The 19,874-nt window shown below is 62.6% G+C and carries 15 protein-coding genes; 11 read left to right on the forward strand and 4 right to left on the reverse strand.

All coding sequences use genetic code 11. The features are described 5' to 3' along the window. Positions 1–107: 107 nt before the first annotated feature. From hflK to NMG80_RS31965, 4 genes are all read left to right on the forward strand, one after another. Positions 108–1,217 (forward strand): FtsH protease activity modulator HflK, encoded by a 1,110-nt coding sequence (hflK, locus tag NMG80_RS31950; protein ID WP_254021810.1) that lies wholly within the window; start codon positions 108–110, stop codon positions 1,215–1,217. Then, entirely contained in the window at positions 1,217–2,200 is a 984-nt protein-coding gene (hflC, locus tag NMG80_RS31955; protein WP_254021811.1) for a protease modulator HflC, read from the forward strand. Before hflK ends, hflC begins: the two co-directional genes overlap by 1 nt. A gap of 6 nt (positions 2,201–2,206) precedes the next feature. Continuing rightward, entirely contained in the window at positions 2,207–2,395 is a 189-nt protein-coding gene (locus tag NMG80_RS31960; protein ID WP_254021812.1) for a DUF2065 domain-containing protein, read from the forward strand. Between the two features lie 137 nt (positions 2,396–2,532). Then, the gene (locus NMG80_RS31965; protein ID WP_254021813.1) at positions 2,533–4,047 is read left to right on the forward strand and encodes a DegQ family serine endoprotease; all 1,515 of its coding nucleotides are present in this window, start codon (positions 2,533–2,535) and stop codon (positions 4,045–4,047) included. Positions 4,048–4,219: 172 nt separating this feature from the next. Here the strand turns inward: NMG80_RS31965 and NMG80_RS31970 are convergent, their stop codons facing one another. Both NMG80_RS31970 and serB read right to left on the reverse strand, forming a co-directional pair. Next, entirely contained in the window at positions 4,220–4,783 is a 564-nt protein-coding gene (locus tag NMG80_RS31970; RefSeq protein WP_254021814.1) for a GNAT family N-acetyltransferase, read from the reverse strand. Then, entirely contained in the window at positions 4,780–5,667 is an 888-nt protein-coding gene (gene serB, locus NMG80_RS31975) for a phosphoserine phosphatase SerB (protein WP_254021815.1), read from the reverse strand. Before serB ends, NMG80_RS31970 begins: the two co-directional genes overlap by 4 nt. Between serB and miaA the strand changes: the two genes are divergently transcribed. After that, a complete protein-coding gene (gene miaA / locus NMG80_RS31980; protein ID WP_254021975.1) occupies positions 5,657–6,649 on the forward strand; it encodes a tRNA (adenosine(37)-N6)-dimethylallyltransferase MiaA in 993 nt (330 codons plus the stop codon). The two genes, serB and miaA, sit on opposite strands and share 11 nt — an antisense overlap. A gap of 103 nt (positions 6,650–6,752) precedes the next feature. Continuing rightward, entirely contained in the window at positions 6,753–7,544 is a 792-nt protein-coding gene (locus NMG80_RS31985; RefSeq protein ID WP_254021816.1) for a GGDEF domain-containing protein, read from the forward strand. Positions 7,545–7,864: 320 nt separating this feature from the next. Here the strand turns inward: NMG80_RS31985 and NMG80_RS31990 are convergent, their stop codons facing one another. Both NMG80_RS31990 and NMG80_RS31995 read right to left on the reverse strand, forming a co-directional pair. Continuing rightward, on the reverse strand, positions 7,865–9,694 hold the full coding sequence (locus NMG80_RS31990; RefSeq protein ID WP_254021976.1) for an ATP-binding protein: 1,830 nt from the start codon (positions 9,692–9,694) through the stop codon (positions 7,865–7,867). Positions 9,695–9,855: 161 nt separating this feature from the next. Further along, on the reverse strand, positions 9,856–11,658 hold the full coding sequence (locus tag NMG80_RS31995; RefSeq protein WP_254021817.1) for an NAD(P)/FAD-dependent oxidoreductase: 1,803 nt from the start codon (positions 11,656–11,658) through the stop codon (positions 9,856–9,858). A gap of 486 nt (positions 11,659–12,144) precedes the next feature. Here NMG80_RS31995 and NMG80_RS32000 point away from each other — a divergent pair, with 486 nt between their 5' ends. From NMG80_RS32000 to NMG80_RS32020, 5 genes are all read left to right on the forward strand, one after another. Next, on the forward strand, positions 12,145–13,926 hold the full coding sequence (locus NMG80_RS32000) for an acetolactate synthase 3 large subunit (RefSeq protein ID WP_301943410.1): 1,782 nt from the start codon (positions 12,145–12,147) through the stop codon (positions 13,924–13,926). Positions 13,927–14,015: 89 nt separating this feature from the next. Further along, positions 14,016–14,588: an acetolactate synthase small subunit gene (ilvN, locus tag NMG80_RS32005; RefSeq protein WP_127316885.1), complete on the forward strand. Its 573-nt coding sequence runs from the start codon at positions 14,016–14,018 to the stop codon at positions 14,586–14,588. Positions 14,589–14,733: 145 nt separating this feature from the next. After that, on the forward strand, positions 14,734–15,330 hold the full coding sequence (locus NMG80_RS32010) for a LysE family translocator (protein WP_254021818.1): 597 nt from the start codon (positions 14,734–14,736) through the stop codon (positions 15,328–15,330). Between the two features lie 167 nt (positions 15,331–15,497). Next, on the forward strand, positions 15,498–16,733 hold the full coding sequence (locus tag NMG80_RS32015; RefSeq protein WP_254021819.1) for an efflux RND transporter periplasmic adaptor subunit: 1,236 nt from the start codon (positions 15,498–15,500) through the stop codon (positions 16,731–16,733). Next, entirely contained in the window at positions 16,730–19,873 is a 3,144-nt protein-coding gene (locus NMG80_RS32020; protein WP_254021820.1) for an efflux RND transporter permease subunit, read from the forward strand. Before NMG80_RS32015 ends, NMG80_RS32020 begins: the two co-directional genes overlap by 4 nt. The last annotated feature ends 1 nt before the right edge of the window (position 19,874 follow it).

Raw genomic sequence — 19,874 nt, forward strand, 5'->3', positions numbered from 1 at the left:
GGTGACGACGACCGATCGCGTTGAAAGCGCGCCGTCGCATCCCTATAGAAGAACAACACTGGATTTTGCGTCGTCAGGCCGGCGCGTGAGGGAGCGAAAGGACATTCATGCCCTGGAATGACAAAAGCGGCGGAGGCGGCGGCCCATGGGGCGGCGGCAACAATCCAGGACCCTGGGGGCAGGGACCAAAGGGGCCCAGCGGTCCGCAGGGCTCGCCTCCCGATCTCGAAGACATCATCCGGCGCGGGCAAGACAGGTTGCGGCGTGCTTTGCCGGGTGGCGGTGGCGCCAGCCCAGCCGTGTTCGGATTGATCGCGGCAGCGCTTATAGCGCTGTGGGCGTTCAAGGCGGTCTATACCGTGCAGCCCGACGAGGTTGCGGTCGAACTCAGATTCGGCGTGCCAAAAGCGGAGCTCTCCCAGCCCGGCCTACATTTCCATTGGTGGCCCATCGAGACGGTCGAGACGGCCAACATCGCCGAACAACTCGTCAACATCGGCGGCGGCACGGCCTCCGGCAACGGTTCAGGTCTGATGCTTTCGGGCGACCAGAACATCGTCAACGTGCAGTTCTCGGTGGCCTATCAGGTCTCCGATCCAAGAGCCTATCTGTTCGACGTGTCCGATCCCGACGGCATGCTGCGCCAGGTCGCCGAAAGCGCCATGCGCGAAGCGGTCGGCCGGCGGCCGGCGCAGGACATCTTCCGTGACGATCGCGAGGGCATTGCGGCGTCCGTGCGCGAAATCATCCAGACGACGCTGGACGGCTATAAGGCCGGCCTGAACGTCAACGCGATCTCGATCGAGGATGCCGCACCGCCGCGCGAAGTCGCCGACGCCTTCGATGAGGTGCAGCGCGCGGAACAGGACGAGGACAAGTTCGTGGAGCAGGCCAACCAGTATTCCAACCAGAAGCTCGGCCAGGCGCGCGGCGAGGCCGCACAGATCCGCGAGGAGGCGGCCGGCTACAAGAACCGGGTCGTGCAGGAGGCCGAAGGCGAGGCGCAGCGCTTTATCTCGATCTATGACGAATACGCCAAGGCGCCGGATGTGACGCGCCAGCGGCTTTACCTGGAAACGATGGAGAGGGTTCTGAAGGATTCCAGCAAGGTCATTATCGAGCAAGGCAGCGGACCAGGGGTCGTCCCCTATTTGCCGCTGCCGGCATTGCAGCAGAAGGCGCCGGCGCCGGCGCCGGTGCTGGGAGGAAACCAGTGATGGCCAACCGTCTTCCCATCATCGCCGTCGTCGCTGCCGTCGTCCTGTTCCTGCTCTATTCGTCGGTCTTCGTTGTCAATGCGCGCCAGCAGGCACTGGTGCTCAGGTTCGGCGAGATCGTCGACGTCAAGAGCCAGCCGGGCATCTATTTCAAGGCGCCGTTCGCCTTTTTCGATGCCGACAGCGTGCAGTTGATCGAAAACAGGGTGCTGCGCTTCGACCTCGACAACATCCGCGTCCAGGTTTCGGGCGGCAAGTTCTACGAGGTCGACGCCTTCATCGCTTATCGGATCTCGGATCCGCGCGTATTCCGTTCTGCGGTCTCCGGCCAGATCGAGCTGGCCGAGGCACGCTTGAGGACGCGTCTCGACGCCGCCTTGCGCCGTGTCTACGGCCTGCGCGACTTCGAGGCGGCGCTCTCGGAAGAGCGCGCCGTGATGATGCGCGAAGTGCGCGATCAGCTGAGGCCTGACGCCACGTCGCTTGGCCTGCAGATCGAGGATGTCCGCATTCGCCGGACAGATTTGACGGCGGAAGTCTCGCAACAGACATTTGACCGCATGAAGGCTGAGCGTCTGGCCGAAGCCGAGCGGCTGCGGGCGCGCGGCAACGAGGCGGCTCAACGCATCAGGGCGCGCGCCGACCGCGAAGTGGTGGAGATCGTCGCCGAGGCACGGAGAGAGTCTGAAATCCTGCGCGGTGAGGGCGAAGCTCAACGCAGCGCCACCTTCGCGAACGCCTACCAGCGCGATCCAGCCTTCTTCGACTTTTACCGGTCGATGAATGCCTACGGCACGGCGCTGGACAATACCGGGACGACGATGGTGCTGTCGCCGAATTCGGATTTCTTCCGTTTCTTCCGCAATCCCGCCGGCGCGGACACGCCGGCTGCACCGGCAGCGCCAGCTGCACCAGCAGCGCCTGATGCAGCGGCGCCCCGTGCACCTGCTGCACCGGCAGCGCAGCCAGGCACCGGCCAGTAACGGCCGGTGCAGGACTTTCTGGCGGCAATAGGCCTGGTTCTCGTCGTCGAGGGCCTGGTCTATGGCGGCTTTCCCGGCCTCGCCAAAAAACTTGCCGGCGAAGTTCTGTCGATGCCGGAGAATACGCTGCGGATCGCCGGGCTGATTGCAATCGCCGTTGGTGTCGGCCTCGTCTGGCTGGTGCGTGGTAGATGACGATGATTGCGGGATAACGGAGGATTTATCCTCCGCAGATAGCCATAGCCGCAAACGTGCCGTATTTCTTGCCAACATGGCTCGACGCAGCGTCTCGGCGAGCGCTTTTCTTCTCAGAGACACCGGGAGACTTCTCGATGACATCCAACAGCTTTTTGCGCGCGGCGAGGCGGACGTTCACAGCGGGTGCTGCAGCACTTCTTGTCGGCGCCGCTACCGTCCCGTCGCTGGTGACGCCGACGGCCGCCGCCGACGGCCCGGCTTCGGTCGCCGATCTTGCGCAGGGCCTGCTCGGCGCCGTGGTCAATATATCGACCTCACAGAGGGTGAAGGGAACGGAAGGCCCGGGCGCGGTGCCGATGCCGCAGCTTCCAGAGGGCTCGCCTTTCCAGGACTTCTTCGACGATTTCTTCAAGAACCGTCCCGGCGAACAGGGCAACCCCTCGCAAAAGGTGCAGTCGCTGGGCTCAGGCTTCGTGGTCGACGCCGAGCAAGGCATCGTGGTGACGAATAACCACGTGATCGCCGATGCCGACGATATCGAGGTAAATTTCTCCGACGGCGTGACGCTGAAGGCGACGCTGGTCGGCACCGACACCAAGACCGACGTGGCGGTGCTGAAGGTCGATCCGAAAGGGCACAAACTGACGGCGGTGAAATTCGGCGATTCCAGCAAGATGCGCGTCGGTGACTGGGTGATGGCGATCGGCAATCCGTTCGGCCTCGGCGGCACCGTGACGGTCGGCATAGTCTCGGCCCGCAACCGCGACATCAATTCCGGCCCCTATGACGATTTCATCCAGACCGATGCCGCGATCAACCGCGGCAATTCCGGCGGGCCGCTGTTCAACAGCGCCGGCGAGGTGATCGGTATCAACACGGCGATCATCTCGCCGTCCGGCGGCTCGATCGGCATCGGCTTTTCCATTCCCTCGCAGCTAGCGTTGGGCGTCGTCGACCAACTCCGCCAGTTCGGCGAGACGCGGCGCGGCTGGCTCGGCGTGCGCATCCAGCCGGTGACGGACGACATTGCCGAAAGCCTCGGCATGGCGACTGCCAAGGGCGCGCTGGTCGCCGGCGTCATCAAGGGCGGGCCTGTCGACAACGGCACCATCCTGGCCGGCGACGTCATCATCAAGTTCGACGGCAGGGACGTCAATGAAATGCGCGACCTGCCGCGCGTCGTCGCGGAGAGCACGGTCGGCAAGGCTGTCGACGTGGTCATCGTGCGCAAGGGCGTCGAGCAGACCGTGAAGGTGACGCTTGGCCGGCTCGAGGATGGCGAGAAGCTTGCCAGCGGCGAGAACGGCAATACCGACAAGGACACCGGCGACGAAGCGCCTGCCGTCTCAACGGCTTCCGTGCTCGGCATGACCGTTGGCGAGCTCAACGACGAGACGCGGACGAAATTCGGCATCGCCGCCGAAGTCTCCGGCGTCGTCATCACCGAAGTCGCCAGGGATTCGGCCGCCGCCGAACGCGGCATCCAGGCCGGCGAGGTGATCACCGAGATCGCGCAGGAATCGGTCGCCACGCCCAAGGATGTCATGGACCGGATTGCTGCGTTGAAGGAGCAGGGACGCAAGAACGCGCTGCTGATGCTGGCGTCGAAGACCGGTGAATTGCGGTTTGTGACGATCCGGATGGATTGAGTCGTGGCGTAAAAGGTTGGAGCCATGGAGACACCGGCCGATTTCCTACGTCGGCGGGCTGGTGAGGCATCGGGCGGTGATTTCGCGAAAGTGCTCGATCGCGTCGGCGTCAGACCGCCGCAACCCGGCGACGAGTTGCCGTTTGACAAGCACTGATCAAGGCCGGCCCTGATCAGGGCCGGTTTTTTTGCCAATCCTTGGCAGTCAGCCTGTAGAACACATGCCGCTTGAGCCTGGCGTGGCTGTCCGGAATGCCGGGGTGGTCGAAATCGCTGGCCGAGTCGGCGACCATGCCCAGGCGTTCCATGACGGCGGTGGACCGGCCGTTATCCCTGACGGCGAAGGATACGATTTCCTCGAGGTCAAGCCTTTCGAAGCCATAGGCGAGCCAGGCTTCGGCTGCCTCGGTGACATAGCCATGGCCCCAGAATTCGGGCGCCAGGCGCCAGCCGATCTCGACGGTGCCGGCCGGCAGGATGGGCAAATGATTGGTGTCGAGGAGGCCGACGAAGCCGATGCATTGGCGCGTTTCAATTATCTCGGCGGCCGCGAAACCGTAGCCATCCTCGGCAATCCAGGCGCGGAACTCGTCCATTTTGGCGTCCGCGGCAGCGCGGTCGCGGCGAAACGGAAAGAATTCCATGACGCGCTCGTCGGAGTTGATGCGGTAGAAGAGGTCGCGGTCGCGATCCTCCCAGTTGCGCAGGATCAGGCGTTCGGTGCGGATCGGCATCACCCCACAAATTCCTCCCGCCGGTAGCCCTGCAGATAGAGAAGCGCGGTCAGGTCGCCATGGTCGATGCGGAATTTTGCCTCCGCCGCCACGACCTGCTTGGCATGAAGCGCCACACCGGTGCCGGCAAGGCGGATCATGTCGAGGTCGTTGGCGCCATCGCCGACAGCAATGGCCTCGGCTGTCGTCAGCCCGAGGCGCGCCGAAATCTCAAGCAGCGCATCGGCCTTGGCGGCACGCCCCAGGATCGGCTCGGCGACCAGCCCGGTAAAGCGGCCATCCTGCTCGATCAGGCGGTTGGCGCGGTTCTCCTGAAAGCCGAGCATGGCGGCGATGCGTGAGGTGAAGACGTTGAAGCCACCCGAGACGAGTGCAGTCCACGCGCCGTTAGCCCGCATGGTCTGGACAAGCGCGCGGCCACCGGAAGCCAGCGTCAGGCGATTGGCGATGATGCGGTCGACCACGGCAGTGTCGAGGCCTTTCAACAGCGCCACCCGCTCGCGCAAGGCCGGCTCGAAAGCGATCTCGCCATTCATCGATCGCGCCGTGATGGCGGCGACGTAATCCTTGACGCCGATCTCGTCGGCAAGCTCGTCGATGCACTCCTGGTCGATAACGGTCGAATCCATATCGGCGATAAGGATTTTCTTCCGCCTTCCCTCGGGCCGCTGAACGATCACGTCAACCGGTTCGGGTGCAAGCACGGCGCGCAGGCTGGCGGTCGCTTCAGCGGCTTCGGCCGTCTCGGGCAGAGCGAATTCACAAGCGATGCCTTCGGCCAGCCAGCGAACAGTGCTTGCGCCGACCGACCGTGACGCCATATTCGCAAGCGCCGGCGACAATGCGCGGCCGGCGGGATGGGACACAAGCGTGGCGATCAGCGGCATCGAAAATTCCGGCGGGCAGGCGGGCGGGGGCCGCGTTAAGAACGCGATCCTGATAGCCGGGCCGACCGCCAGCGGCAAGTCCGCCCTTGCGCTAGACATCGCCGAGCGCAACGGCGGCGTCATCGTCAACACCGATTCCATGCAAGTCTATTCGATGCTCGACGTGCTGACGGCGCGGCCGACTGCGGCCGAATTCGCTCGCGTCCCGCATTTCCTCTACGGACATGTCCATCCCTCCACCGCCTATTCCACCGGCGCCTGGCTGCGCGACGTGATGAAGCTCATCGACGATGGCACGTTCTTAGAACGGCCGGTCGGCACGTTCTTCGAACGGCCGGTGATTTTCGTCGGCGGTACCGGGCTTTATTTCCGGGCGCTTGCGGAAGGCATTTCGGAAATGCCCGACATTCCGCAGTCGATCCGTGATCGCTGGCGCTACGAACTCCAGCAACAGGGCGCAGCCAAGCTGCACCGCATCCTGCTGCGCGAGGATTCTGCAGCTGGCATGATGCTGAAGCCGACCGACGGCCAGCGCATCGTGCGGGCGCTGGAGGTGCTCGAAGCATCGGGCCGTTCCATCCTGGAATGGCAGGCGGCGCGCGGCCGTCCGTTGATCCACAGGGCCAGCACGCGCTTCTTTGTGATCGAACCGGACCGAGCGGAACTGGTGGAGCGGATCGAGGCGCGGTTCGACCGCATGCTGGAGAAGGGCGCCCTCGACGAGGTCAAACAGATCACCGATCTTGGCCTCGATCCCGACTTGCCGGCGATGAAAGCGATCGGCGTTCGCGAACTCCAGGCCGCAATGGCCGGCGCGTTGAGTTTTCCCGAAGCGATCGAGCGCGCGAAGATCGCGACGCGACAATATGCCAAGCGCCAGGCGACCTGGTTCAGGCATCAATTGGGTCCGGAATGGCTGAGATTGCGCCCTGGTGATCGTGTCGAATCCATGAGCTTGGATACCCTTTCCAGTGCAACCTGAAAAGTTTCCTTTGAGGGAAGACTTCCCGTTGAAGTTGTCCTAATTAACCCTCCGTAAGGCCGTCGCTGCCATAACGTCTTTGGGGTTTTGCAACGGGGAGCAGATGCGTTTTCACAAGGCGGAATCAGCCTTTTTCGTCTTCATCTTCGTGATCCTGGCCGCCGGCCTGGTGACGCTTCACGCCTATGGGCTTCTGCAAGCCTTCGCCGAAGAGGTTCATACACCCGCCAGGGTCGACGAGATCATCTATCTCAACAAGCTGTTGTTTGGGACCGGCGTTCTTTTGGCGACTGCCCTGTTCTTCGGGATTTTCTTCATCTACCCGCTGATCCGCAAGCAGGCGACGGAAGAAGGCAAGCTGCGCGCTATGACGGTTTCGCTCAGCGCGCGTTCGGAAACGCTGGAGCATGCGGCGCTGACCGACGGCCTGACCGGCATGCAGAACCGGCGTTATTTCGACGATGCACTGAAGGAATATCTCGAGGAATTCCGTCGCATCGACAAGCCGGTCGGGCTGATGATCCTTGATCTCGACCACTTCAAGCAGGTCAACGACACCCACGGTCATGACGTCGGCGACGAGGTGTTGCGGGCGGTCGCCAATTGTCTCAAGGACATGACGCGTTATCACGACGTGGTGGCGCGCCTGGGTGGCGAGGAGTTCGCAGTGGTCACGCCCAACATGGATGCCGAACTGCTGTCCAAGTTCGCCGAGCGCATCCGCAAGGCGATCGCCAACATGTCGATACTATCGGGCAATGTCCGGCTGAAGATCACCACCAGCGTCGGCCTTGCCGTCTGGGATCACAAGGAAACCGCCGAAGAATTCTATCGCCGCGCCGACCGCCAGCTGTATGAAGCCAAGAGGCAAGGCCGAAACCGCGTCTGCGCCTAAAATCCGGTCATTAAATTCGTGATGCTGGCCGTCTGGTGCCGGTTTCTGCGCTACTACAGCGCCGCGCGTCCCTTTGGACGCGCAAAGGACGCTGTAGCATTTTGATTTTGATTTTGCGCATGATCCTTTCCGAAAATCGATCTCGATTTTCGGGGTCATGCGCGTGCTCACGGACTAAATGTCCGCTCCGGCCCGGTTCTCGAAAACGACGCCATCCGACTCAGCCTGACGAATTTCCTGACGGGATTTACCCTGGGCTTCACACGCTGGCAGGTCTGCAACGGAAGCTCGATGGGCTCGGCGACGTGAGGCCGCCCGGCTCAATCGTTCTGCGGGCGCAGGCCGAAGGTTGTCGGCCTGAGGCCATAGCGCATGTCGAAGTCGTCGTCGGGTTGGACGCGCGGGACGGGCGGCTTGCGATAGTCGGGATCGCCGGCCTGCCGGCTCGAATCGACGACTTCGGTGAAGGCCATCGCCTGCTGCGGTCTTGGCACGTTGCGCAGCCTTTCGACGATCGCCACCAGATCGACATCATGGCCAAGCTCGGACGGCAAGGCTTGCTCTCGCTTGGCCGTGCCCGGGATCAGACCCTCGGACAGTTTTTCGAATTTCAATCGCATAGTCGTCGCCACGCCTTCACCAAAGGCGATGGCTTCGCGCTGTCCCATAGAAGACAGGAATGCCAGTGTCGAGGCCGAGGAATCGGCGATCGCCGAGCGGATGATCGCCTGGTCCTGCTCGTTGGCGAGCCGCATGGCAAAAAGGGTCGAGCACTGCGACAGGATGGTGGGATCGAGTTCGCCCGGGCGCTGGGTGACGATGCCGAGATAGCAACCATATTTGCGGCCTTCCTTGGCGATGCGCGACAGCGCGTGCCGGGTCGGCGCGAAACCAAGGCGCGGATCGGCCGGCATGTAGCGATGCGCTTCCTCGCATAGCAAGAGCAGCCGCAGCCGGCCTTCGCTCCACAGCGCCAGGTCGAAGGCCAGACGCGCCAGCACCGAGCAGACGGAATTGACCACTTCCGAAGGCATGCCTGCCATCTCGAAGCAGGTCACCGGGCGCCCGTGATGCGGCACGCGGAAAATATTGCCGATCGTCTCGTGGATGGTGTCCTCGATCAGCCGCGAGTTGAACATGAAGCGGTAGCGCGGATCGGAGGCTGCCGATTCGATACGCGTCTTCAGCGATTTGAGGGTGGGACGGTCGTTCTTGCTTTCCAGCAGTCCCATGCGCTCGTCGATCTGCTTGATGAGATCGACAATGCGATAGGGCACCGGCGTGTCCGCGGTCAGCGCATCACTGCCGCGCCTGAGATAAGTGCCCGAATTCGGGTTGCGATAAAGGTTCTTGGCCGCCGGGATGAGATCGCGCAAGGCGTCGACCTCTTCCGGCACGGTCTCGCGACCGCGAAACAGCACTTCAGCAAACTCCTCGAGCTTGAACATCCAGAAGGGCAGGTCCAGCGTCGTCGAATTGACCCTGACGCAGTGCTCTGGCAATGACGCGGCGAACTCGTTGTGCGGATCGAGGATGAGAACGCGCAGGTCGGGTCGAGCGGCGATCGACTTGCGCAAAAGCAGCGAGACGGCGGTGGATTTGCCGACGCCGGTGGTGCCGACAATGGCGAAATGGCGCGCCAGCGTGTCGTCGATAGCGATGTTGGCGTCGATCGCCTCATCCTGTGACAGCGTGCCGATGGTGATCGAGTGACGCCCGGCGAGGTCATAGACCGCCTGCAGGTCGCGGCTGCGGATCCGGTGGGCGATGGCGCCGATATGCGGATAGGTGGTGATACCGCGGTCGAAAATCGGTTTGGCGCCGGGCTCGGCGCCGTCGCGCACCTCGCCGATGAGCTCGATACTGACCTCGATCGGGTTCTGGCCCTCATCGTGCCAGGCGCGATCCGACTTGCCGACCGCGTAGACCAGCCCGACGGTTCGCGTGTTGCCAAGGTTGATGGAGATCATCTTGCCGACGCTCCAATGGCCGGTCGCAGTGCCTACGATATCGGCGGCATGGGCGCTGATGGTGGCGCGCGCGCCGTCGCACTGGACGACATTGCCCAGAACGCGCTTGTCGCTCTGCTCCGCCTTGCGGCGCTCCTGCAATGTCGGCTCTCCAACGGAGGCGTCGCGATCGACAAACATGGACAGGCTGTTTCCCATTTCCCTTCCCATTTCCCCAGGGCAATCGACCTTACGCCGACGGGGTTAAGGTGGGGTGAGGTCGGATGGTGTAGGGACCATTAAGCCGGTCGCGAAAATTGAACCGACCGGCATCGGCCAGTCCCGGTGACAGCCTCGAAACTCTATCCCGCGTGATGCACCTCCTGCAGCCCGTAGACCGGCGCCGCGATGCCCTCGTGCCGTGCTTTCAACTGCAGCGACAGGAACTGCGAATAGTGGCGTGACTGGTGCAGATTGCCGCCATGGAACCAGAGCGCTTCCTGTTGCGTCGGCTTCCACATGTTGCGCTGTTCGCCTTCCCAAGGACCGGGATCCTTGGTGGTGTTCGAGCCGAGCCCCCAGCACTTCCCGACTTTGTCGGCGACCTCTTTCGAGATCAGCTCCGCCGCCCAGCCGTTCATCGAACCGTAGCCGGTGGCATAGACGACGACATCGGCCGGCAGCTCGGTGCCGTCGCTAAGCAGGACCGAATGTTCCTTGATCTCGGTCACGTCGACGCCGCTGTTCAGCTTGATAGCGCCGTCGATGATCAGCTGGGAGGCACCGATATCGATATAGTAACCGGAACCGCGCCTGAGGTACTTCATGAACAGGCCGGAGCCGTCGTCACCCCAGTCGAGCATGAAGCCGGCTCTTTCCAGGTCCTCGTAGAAGGCGGCATCACGCTCCTTCATCTTCTCGTAGAGCGGAATCTGGAATTCGTGCAGGATCTTGTAGGGCAGCGAGGCGAAGATGAGATCGGCCTTGGCCGTGGTCATGCCGTTTTGCACGGCCTGCTCCGAATAGAGGGCTCCGAGCGCGATATCCATCAGCGTGTCGGATTTGACAATGTGCGTGGTCGATCGCTGCACCATGGTGACGTCGACGCCGCCTTCCCAGAGTGCGGCGCAGATATCATGCGCGGAATTGTTCGACCCAATGACGACGACTTTCTTGCCAACGTAGCTGTCCGGACCGGGATGTTTCGAGGAATGGTGCTGATCGCCCTTGAAATTCTCCATGCCTTTGAACTTTGGGATGTTGGGCCGGCCCGACATACCGGTAGCCAGCACCAGCTGCTTCGGCTTCAGCGTGATGTCCTTGCCGTCGCGATCGACGACGACCGTCCATTCCTTCTTCTGATCGTCATAGGTGGCGCTCCTGGCCTCCGTGGAGGACCAATAGTTCAGCTCCATGACCTTGGTGTACATTTCCAGCCAGTCGCCGATCTTGTCCTTGGGCGAGAAGACCGGCCAGTTCTTCGGAAAATCGATATAGGGTAGATGGTCGTACCAGACCGGATCGTGCAGGCAGAGCGACTTGTAACGCTTGCGCCATGAATCGCCGGCACGCGCGTTCTTCTCGACGATGATGGTCGGCACGCCGAGCTGCCTCAGCCGGGCACCGAGCGCGATGCCGCCCTGGCCGCCGCCGATGATCAGCGTGTTGGGCTGACTGATAAAGCCGAGTTCGGTCGCCTCCTTCTCGCGCTCCTCCTTCCAGGTCGGCCGGTTTTTGCCGTGACCGTGCTTGGCGCCCAACGGCCGGGCGAAGCCGGCGGGTTCCTCATGGCCCATCAGCTCGACCATGGTGGTGAGCAGCGTCCATATCTTGCCGTTCTTCAGCCTGATATGGCCAAAGCCGCGCGCAACCTCCGTTTCAAAACTGATCCAACCTTCGAGCAGCCCCTCGCTCTCCGTGGCGTCTTCGCCTTTCGCAAGCGCCCAGTTCGATGGCTTTACCTTCGCCAACTGGCTCATCAGCATATCGCGCACCTGGTCGCGACCTTCCATGGTCTTGATGTTCCAGGTGAAGGTCACCAGGTCGCGCCAGTAGCAGTCTTCCTGAAAGCACCCGACCGCCTTGTCGATGTCGCCGGCGGCAAGCGTTGCGCCGAATTGGTCGAGCAGGTCGGACAGTTTCTTGGCTGGGGCCTTGTCGAGCATCAATTCCTCCCGTGAAGTGCTGGCCGTCATCGCGGCTTGCCGGACCTCCGAGCCCGGTTGGCCGGAGTATCGCGGCAAACTGTGCGCCGCGTCACGTCGTCAAATAGTTTGGCGCGGTTTCAATGGCTTATCGGGATGACTGCGGATCTTTGTACCGCCGGCGATCGTACCGCAGCGGTGTCTTGTGCGAAAATAGCTGGCTCGATGCGACGATGGACAACCGGCGCGTCTGATATGGCCGGGTTCAAAGCCTTTTGCGCCCTTCATATTCGCCGTTGACAGCGGCGCAAAACCAATTCTATTGTCCGCCACCATGAAAACGGCACTCATTCTCGTAGTAGGAAAGCGCGTGGGCAAGGCGGTGTAACCGCCGGGCGAGAACCTCCCATGCGCAGACACAGGCTCCCTCGGGGGCCTTTTTTATTGCCCGAAACACGACTAAACGACCAGCAATCGCCCGATGGCGCACAGTACGGGACCAGACCGATGAGCAGTGGACAGAACGAACGGCGCGAAATGACCGGTGCCGAAATGGTGGTGCAAGCGTTGAAGGACAACGGCGTCAAGCATGTTTTCGGCTATCCGGGCGGCGCGGTTCTCCCGATCTATGATGAAATCTTCCAGCAGGACGAGGTCGAGCACATCCTCGTCCGTCACGAGCAGGGCGCCGGTCATGCGGCGGAGGGCTATGCGCGCTCGACCGGCAAGGCCGGCGTCATGCTGGTGACATCGGGGCCGGGCGCCACCAACGCGGTCACGCCGCTGCAGGATGCGCTGATGGATTCGATCCCGCTGGTCTGCCTAACCGGTCAGGTACCGACCTCGCTGATCGGCTCAGATGCGTTTCAGGAGTGCGACACGATCGGCATCACGCGGCCCTGCACCAAGCACAATTGGCTGGTGAAGGATGTCAACGAGCTCGCGGCGATCATCCACGAGGCCTTTCACGTTGCGACGACAGGACGCCCCGGTCCCGTCGTCGTCGATATCCCGAAGGATGTGCAGTTCGCCAAGGGCATCTATGTGCCGCCGCAGACGGCGCCGCGCACGAGCTATCAGCCCAAGGTCCAGGGTGACCTGGAAAAGATCAAGGCCGCGGTCGAGCTGATGGCCAACGCGAAAAGGCCGATCCTCTATACGGGCGGCGGTGTCATCAATTCCGGCCCGGAAGCCAGCCATTTGCTGCGCGAACTGGTCGATCTGACCGGTTTTCCCATAACATCGACGCTGATGGGGCTTGGCGCCTATCCGGCATCGGGCAAGAACTGGATGGGCATGCTCGGCATGCACGGCACCTATGAAGCCAACATGGCGATGCACGATTGCGACGTCATGGTCTGCATCGGCGCGCGCTTCGACGACCGCATCACCGGCCGGCTCACCGCGTTCTCGCCGAACTCGAAAAAAATCCATATCGACATCGATCCGTCATCGATCAACAAGAACGTCCACACCGATGTGCCCATTATCGGCGATGTCGGCCGGGTGCTGGAGGATCTGGTGCGGCTGTGGCGGGCGACCGCCAGGGCCGACAAGAAGGCGCTGCACCCATGGTGGGAGCAGATCGCGAAATGGCGGGCGCGGGATTCGCTCGCCTATAAGATGAACCACGACGTGATCATGCCGCAATATGCCGTCCAGCGGCTCTATGCGCTGACCAAGGACATGGACACCTACATCACCACCGAGGTCGGCCAGCACCAGATGTGGGCGGCGCAGCACTATCATTTCGAGAAGCCGAACCGCTGGATGACGTCCGGCGGGCTCGGCACGATGGGCTACGGCCTGCCGGCGGCGCTCGGCGTGCAGATCGCGCACCCGGATGCGCTGGTCATTGACATTGCCGGCGACGCCTCGGTGCAGATGACGATGCAGGAGATGAGTGCCGCGGTGCAGCACGAGGCGCCGATCAAGATCTTCATCCTCAACAACCAATATATGGGCATGGTGCGGCAGTGGCAGCAGCTTCTGCACGGCAACCGGCTGTCGCATTCCTACACCGAAGCGATGCCGGATTTCGTCAAGCTTGCCGAAGCCTATGGCGGCCATGGCATCCGCTGCGAGAAGCCGGACGAACTGGACGACGCGATCAAGGAGATGATCTCGGTGAAAAAGCCGGTGATCTTCGACTGCCGGGTCGCCACACTTGCCAACTGCTTCCCGATGATCCCGTCGGGCAAGGCGCATAACGAGATGCTGCTGCCGGACGAGGCGACCGACGAGGCGGTGGCCAACGCCATCGACGCCAAGGGCAGGGAACTAGTGTAAGGCCTAACGCCCGAGCCGAGGCAGGGCTGTCGGAAGAAGCCGTGCGGAAACAGAAAAACAGCTCAAAGTTTGGAATCGAGATTCATGTCATGAACGCACAGCTTCAACCGACCGGCTCGGCCTACTTCATCGCCAAGGAAACTGAAAAGCCGGAGACTCACACGCTTTCCGTGCTGGTCGACAATGAGCCGGGCGTGCTTGCCCGGGTCATCGGCCTGTTTTCCGGACGCGGCTACAATATCGAGAGCCTGACGGTTTCCGAAACCGAGCACGAGAAGCATCTGTCGCGCATCACCATCGTGACGCGCGGCACGCCGCATGTGCTAGAGCAGATCAAGCACCAGCTCGAGCGCATCGTCCCGGTACACCGTGTCGTCGATCTCACCGTGCGCTCGCACGAGCTCGGCCAGGAACGGCCTCTGGAGCGGGAACTCGCGCTGGTGAAAGTGGCCGGCACCGGCGAGGGCCGCGTCGAGGCGCTGAGGCTGGCCGATGCCTTCCGCGCCAGCGTCATCGACGCCAACACCGAGCATTTCATTTTCGAGATCACCGGCAAGGGCTCCAAGATCGACCAGTTCATCGCCATCATGAAGCCGCTCGGCCTGGTCGAGATTTGCCGCACCGGCGTGGCGGCGATGAATCGCGGCCCGCAAGGGATGTAAACCGTCCGACGCTATGGCTGCAACGCTCTGTCGCCGCCTGTTTGTTGCTTTTGGTGCTGATCTTCTGGCCCGGCTCCTGACGTGGGGCGGCCTTTGTGCGTCGGAACTAAAAGGACAATATTGCTGACCTGCTTGGGAGGAAGCCATGACCCTCGATGCATTCCTTGCGCTTCTGGTTTATGCCTTCGTGACCTCGATCACGCCGGGTCCGAACAACGTCATGCTTCTGGCTTCCGGCGTGAATTTCGGTTTTGCCAAAACCATTCCGCACATGCTGGGCATCAGCATCGGCTTCCTCGTGCTGTTGCTTGCCGTCGGCTTCGGTCTTGGCGCGGTGCTGACTGCGTTTCCGGTTCTCCACACCGCACTGAAGATCGCTGGGGGCGTCTATCTGCTCTGTCTCGCCTGGAAGATCGCCATGTCGCGTTCGCTCAGCAGCAAGGGCGAGAGCAAGGCGCGACCGATGCGCTTCATCGATGCGGCAGCGTTCCAGTGGGTCAATCCCAAGGCTTGGGTGATGGCGATCACCGCCATGGTCGTCTATGCCATTCCGGAGCATCCGTTTTTGTCGGTGGCGTTGATCTCGATAGCCTTCACCGTCGTCAACCTGCCGAGTGTTTCGGTGTGGGCAGGTTTCGGCACGGCGCTGCGCGGTTTTCTCTCGGATCCGCTGCGGCTGAAATGGTTCAACATCGCCATGGGCGTGCTGTTGGCGGCGACGCTGTGGCCGATGCTGGGATAGCTGGCGCCTTATTGTGCACTGCACATTAAATCTTCGTAATCCCGGGTTTTGGCCCTTTTTCGCCTTCGGCGCCTTCTATCTAATCTGGTGAAACCCGCGGCACGAGGCTGCGAGTTATGCCAGGAATGACCACCGCACCACGGCGCGTCGGATAGAAGGCTTTGACGATGCGTGAAAAGATCGTGCTTGCGGTGCTTGCGGTTGCCTGCCTTGTCGCGGCCGGGCTCTATCTTTCGCCCGCTGCAACGGACAAGCTCCAGCAGATGCTGTCAGCAGCGCAGGCGGCGCCTGAAAAACCGGCGGCCGCCGCACGTGCGACCGCCGTGATTGCCGCCACCGCTTCGACGGCCGACTTCCCGATCCGGCGCTATGCCATCGGCTTTGCATCCTCGCCCGCCGTGGTCAGCGTCAACGCGCGGATCTCGAGCCAGATCACATCGATCGCCGTCAGGGACGGGCAGCTGGTGAGGGCTGGCGACCTTCTATTCTCGCTGGACGATCGCGCGCTGAAGGCACAACTGGCCCGTGACCAGGCGACGCTCGCCAAGGATCAGGCGCTGCTTGCCAGCGCCACGGCCGATCTTGAGCGCGCCAAGAACCTTGTCGCCAGCCAAGCCGGCACGCAGCAGACCTATGACCAGGCGATCGCCGCGCAGAAGTCCGCCGCGGCCACGGTCGATGCCGACAAGGCGACGATCGATGCGGACGAGATTCAGCTTGGCTTTGCCACGATTACCGCGCCGATTTCCGGCAGGCTGGGCGCGGTCAGCGTCGCGGTCGGCGATCTCGTCACGACCAGCAACGGCAGCAGCACGTCGACCCCGCTGGTGACCATCACCCAGATGGACCCCCTGCAGGTGAATTTCAATCTTCCCGAAAGCGATCTCGCCCTGCTGCACCATGCGCTGGCGGAGCCAAGGCAAGGTGCAGTCACGCTGACCAGGGACGGCGATCCGACACCGATCGGCAAGGGGACCCTCGATTTCGTCGATTCCAGCGTCGACACCGCCTCCGGCACGATCGCAACGCGAGCCAGCGTGCCCAATGCCGATCTTTCGCTGTGGCCGGGCCAATATGTCAATGTCGTGCTCGATGCCGGCATCATGCCGCGGATGACTTCCCTTCCCACGGTTGCGGTCCAGCCCAGCCAGAAGGGACCGTTCGTCTATGTGATCAAGCCTGACAACACGGTGGAGATGCGGCCCGTGCAGGTCGCACTGACCGAAGGCGACAACAGCGCTATCGGCGCGGGGTTGAAAAGCGGCGAACGTGTCGTCGTCGAGGGCCAGGCAAAGCTGAAGAGCGGCTCCCCGATCCACGAAGACGAAGCTTCAATCGGCACCGGCGACCAGGCGTCTTCCAGGGTTGCCGAGGCTGGCAAGGCAGGCGGGACGCGGCCATGATCTCCGAATTCTGCATCCGCAGACCTGTCGCCACCCTGCTCATGTCCTTGGCGCTCGTTCTGGGCGGGCTGTTCGCTTACAAGTTCCTGCCGGTGGCCGCTCTGCCGAGCGCCGAGTTTCCGGTGGTCAATGTCTCGGCGTCGCTGCCCGGCGCTTCGCCGGAAACCATGGCGACCTCGGTGGCAACGCCGCTGATCAAGCAGTTCGCCACCATCGCCGGCATCGATTCGATCTCGACCACGAATTCGCTCGGCTCGACCTCGATCGCCATCCAGTTCGTGCTCAACCGCGATATCGATGCGGCCGCCGCCGACGTGCAAGCGGCGATCGCGCGAACGCAGGGGCAATTGCCGCCCGAGATGACCAGCCCGCCGAGTTACCGCAAGGTCAACCCGGCCGATGCGCCGATCCTGCTGATGTCGCTGGTCAGCGACACTGTTCCGCTGACCGATCTCGATGCCTTTGCCGAGAATGTGATTTCGCCGTCGCTGTCGACGATCGACGGCGTGGCGCAGGTCTCGATCTTCGGCCAGCAGAAATACGCGGTGCGCGTCCAGATCGATCCGACGGCGCTCGCCGCACGCGGCATCTCGATCGACCAGCTGCAGACGGCGATCGCCTCGGCCAACAGCAACACGCCGCTCGGCGTGCTGCAGAACGACAAGCAGCAGCTGACGATCACCGCCAATACGCAGCTGACCAATGCGGCGGGATTTTCCAACATCATCATCGCCACCAAGAACGGCCGTCCGGTGCGGCTCGGCGAGGTGACCCGCGTTGTCGATTCGGTCGAGACCACGACGACGGCCAGTTGGTACGACGGCACCCGCGCGATCATCATGGCCGTGCAGCGCCAGCCCGATGCCAACACAGTCGACGTCGTCGACCGCGTCAAGGCAATGCTGCCGTCCTTCCAGGATCAAATGCCGGCGGCGGCCAGCATCCAGTTGCTCAACGACCGCTCGACGTCGATCCGCGAGGCGGTCGACGACGTGCAGTTCACGCTGCTGCTGACCATCGCTCTGGTGGTGATGGTGATCTTCCTGTTCCTGCGCCGGGCAACGGCGACGATCATCCCGGCGGTGGCGGTGCCGATCTCGCTCGTCGCTACGCTCGGCGCCATGTTTCTGTTCGGCTTTTCGATCGACAACATCTCACTGATGGGCCTGACGCTGGCTGTCGGCCTTGTCGTCGACGACGCGATCGTCATGCTGGAGAACATTTTTCGCCACATGGAGGAGGATGGGCTCTCGGCGTTCGACGCGGCCCTCAAGGGCGCGCGCGAAATCGGCTTCACCATTATTTCGATCTCGATCTCGCTGGTCGCGGTGTTCATCCCCGTGCTGTTGATGGGCGGAGTGATCGGCCGCATCTTCAACGAATTCGCGGTGGTGGTGACGGTCGCCATCCTGGCCTCGATGTTCGTGTCGCTGACGCTGACGCCGATGCTGTGCTCGCGGCTTTTGTCGGTGAAGGCCGAGCGCGAAGCGGCGCATAGTGAAGGTCAGAGGCATATTTTCTTCATGCGGGGCTATGACTGGCTGCTGACCTTCTGCCTGCGGCACAGTTTTCTGGTTTTTCTCGTCTTCGTTGGAACGGCCGCACTGTCGGCCTGGCTGATCCAGACCTCGCCGAAGGGCTTCTTCCCGCAGGAGGATATAGGCCAGATTTCGGTGACGACCACCGCGCGCCAGGACATTTCGTTCGATGCCATGGTAGAGCTGCAGGGGCAAGTGGCCGATGTCTTCACCCATTCGCCCTATGTCGCGCATGTAGCCTGGTCGGCGGGCAGCGGCAACAATGCGCTGAACCAGGGCCAGCTCTTTGTGCAGTTGAAGGACAAGAGCCAGCGCCCTGACATCGACAAGGTGCTTTCGGATCTGCGGCGCCAGCTGGCCAATGTCGCCGGCATCGAAACCTTCATGCAGCCGGTGCAGAATCTGCGGCTCGGCGCGCGTGCTTCGGCCAGCGCCTACCAGCTCGTCGTGCAGGGCCTCGATGCCGCCGCGGCGGACAACTGGGCGCAGAAGCTCACCGACGCGATGGCGGCCGACCACGCAGCCTTCACAGATGTCAACAATGACCTGCAGAACAACGCCTTGCAGGCGTCGCTGGTGGTCGACCGCGACAAGGCGGCGACGCTCGGCGTCGACACCGATACGTTGCGCTCCAGCCTCTATGGCGGTTTCGGTACCGAGCAGGTGTCAACCATCTTCGGTTCGGCCGACAGCTATGAGGTTGTCATGGAACTCGACCCAAGGATCGAGTGGTCGCCGGAAAGGATGCTGGCGATCAAGGCGAGGACGGCCAGCGGCAGCCTGGTGCCGCTCGGCGCCTTTGCCCGCGTCGATCGGACCGCTGGCGCCTTGACCGTCAATCAGCTCGGCCAGCTTCCGGCGGTGACCATCTCCTACAATCTGCCGCAGGGCGTCGCGCTCGGCGACAGCGTGAGCCACATCGATGCGCTGAAGGAAAAGATCGGCATGCCGGTGACGATCTCGACCAATTTTTCGGGCACGGCGAAAACGTTCCAGGATTCGCTTGCCAACCAGGGCCTGCTGATCGGCGGCGCGATCCTGACCATCTACATCGTCCTCGGCATCCTTTACGAGAGCTTCATCCATCCGCTCACCATCCTGACCGGACTGCCGTCGGCGGTGCTCGGCGCGCTTGTTGCATTGCGGCTCGCGGGGATGGACCTTTCGGTGATCGCGGTCATCGGCATCCTGATGCTGATCGGCATCGTCAAGAAGAACGGCATCATGATGATCGACGTCGCGCTCGAACTCAGGCGCGAGGGGATGTCGCCGCTCGAGTCCATTCACAAGGCCTGCCTGATGCGCTTCCGGCCGATCATGATGACGACGCTGGCGGCACTGATGGGCACGATCCCGATCGCGCTCGGCACAGGCGCCAGCGCCGAACTGCGACAGCCGCTCGGCGTGGCGGTGGTCGGCGGCCTCCTCGCTTCGCAAGCGCTGACGCTGTTCGTCACGCCGGTCATCTTTGTCTACATGGAGCATTTTTCGGGCTGGCTTGTCGGGCTGTGGCCGAAGCGCCGGGACAAGCAGATACCGGCCGAAGCCGTCGACCAGCCGTCGCTGTTCGAGAACGGAGAAGCGTTGCATGGCGCGCCGTAGA

This window comes from Mesorhizobium escarrei (assembly GCF_935825525.1).
In the GTDB taxonomy this organism is placed as follows: Bacteria; Pseudomonadota; Alphaproteobacteria; order Rhizobiales; family Rhizobiaceae; genus Mesorhizobium; species Mesorhizobium escarrei.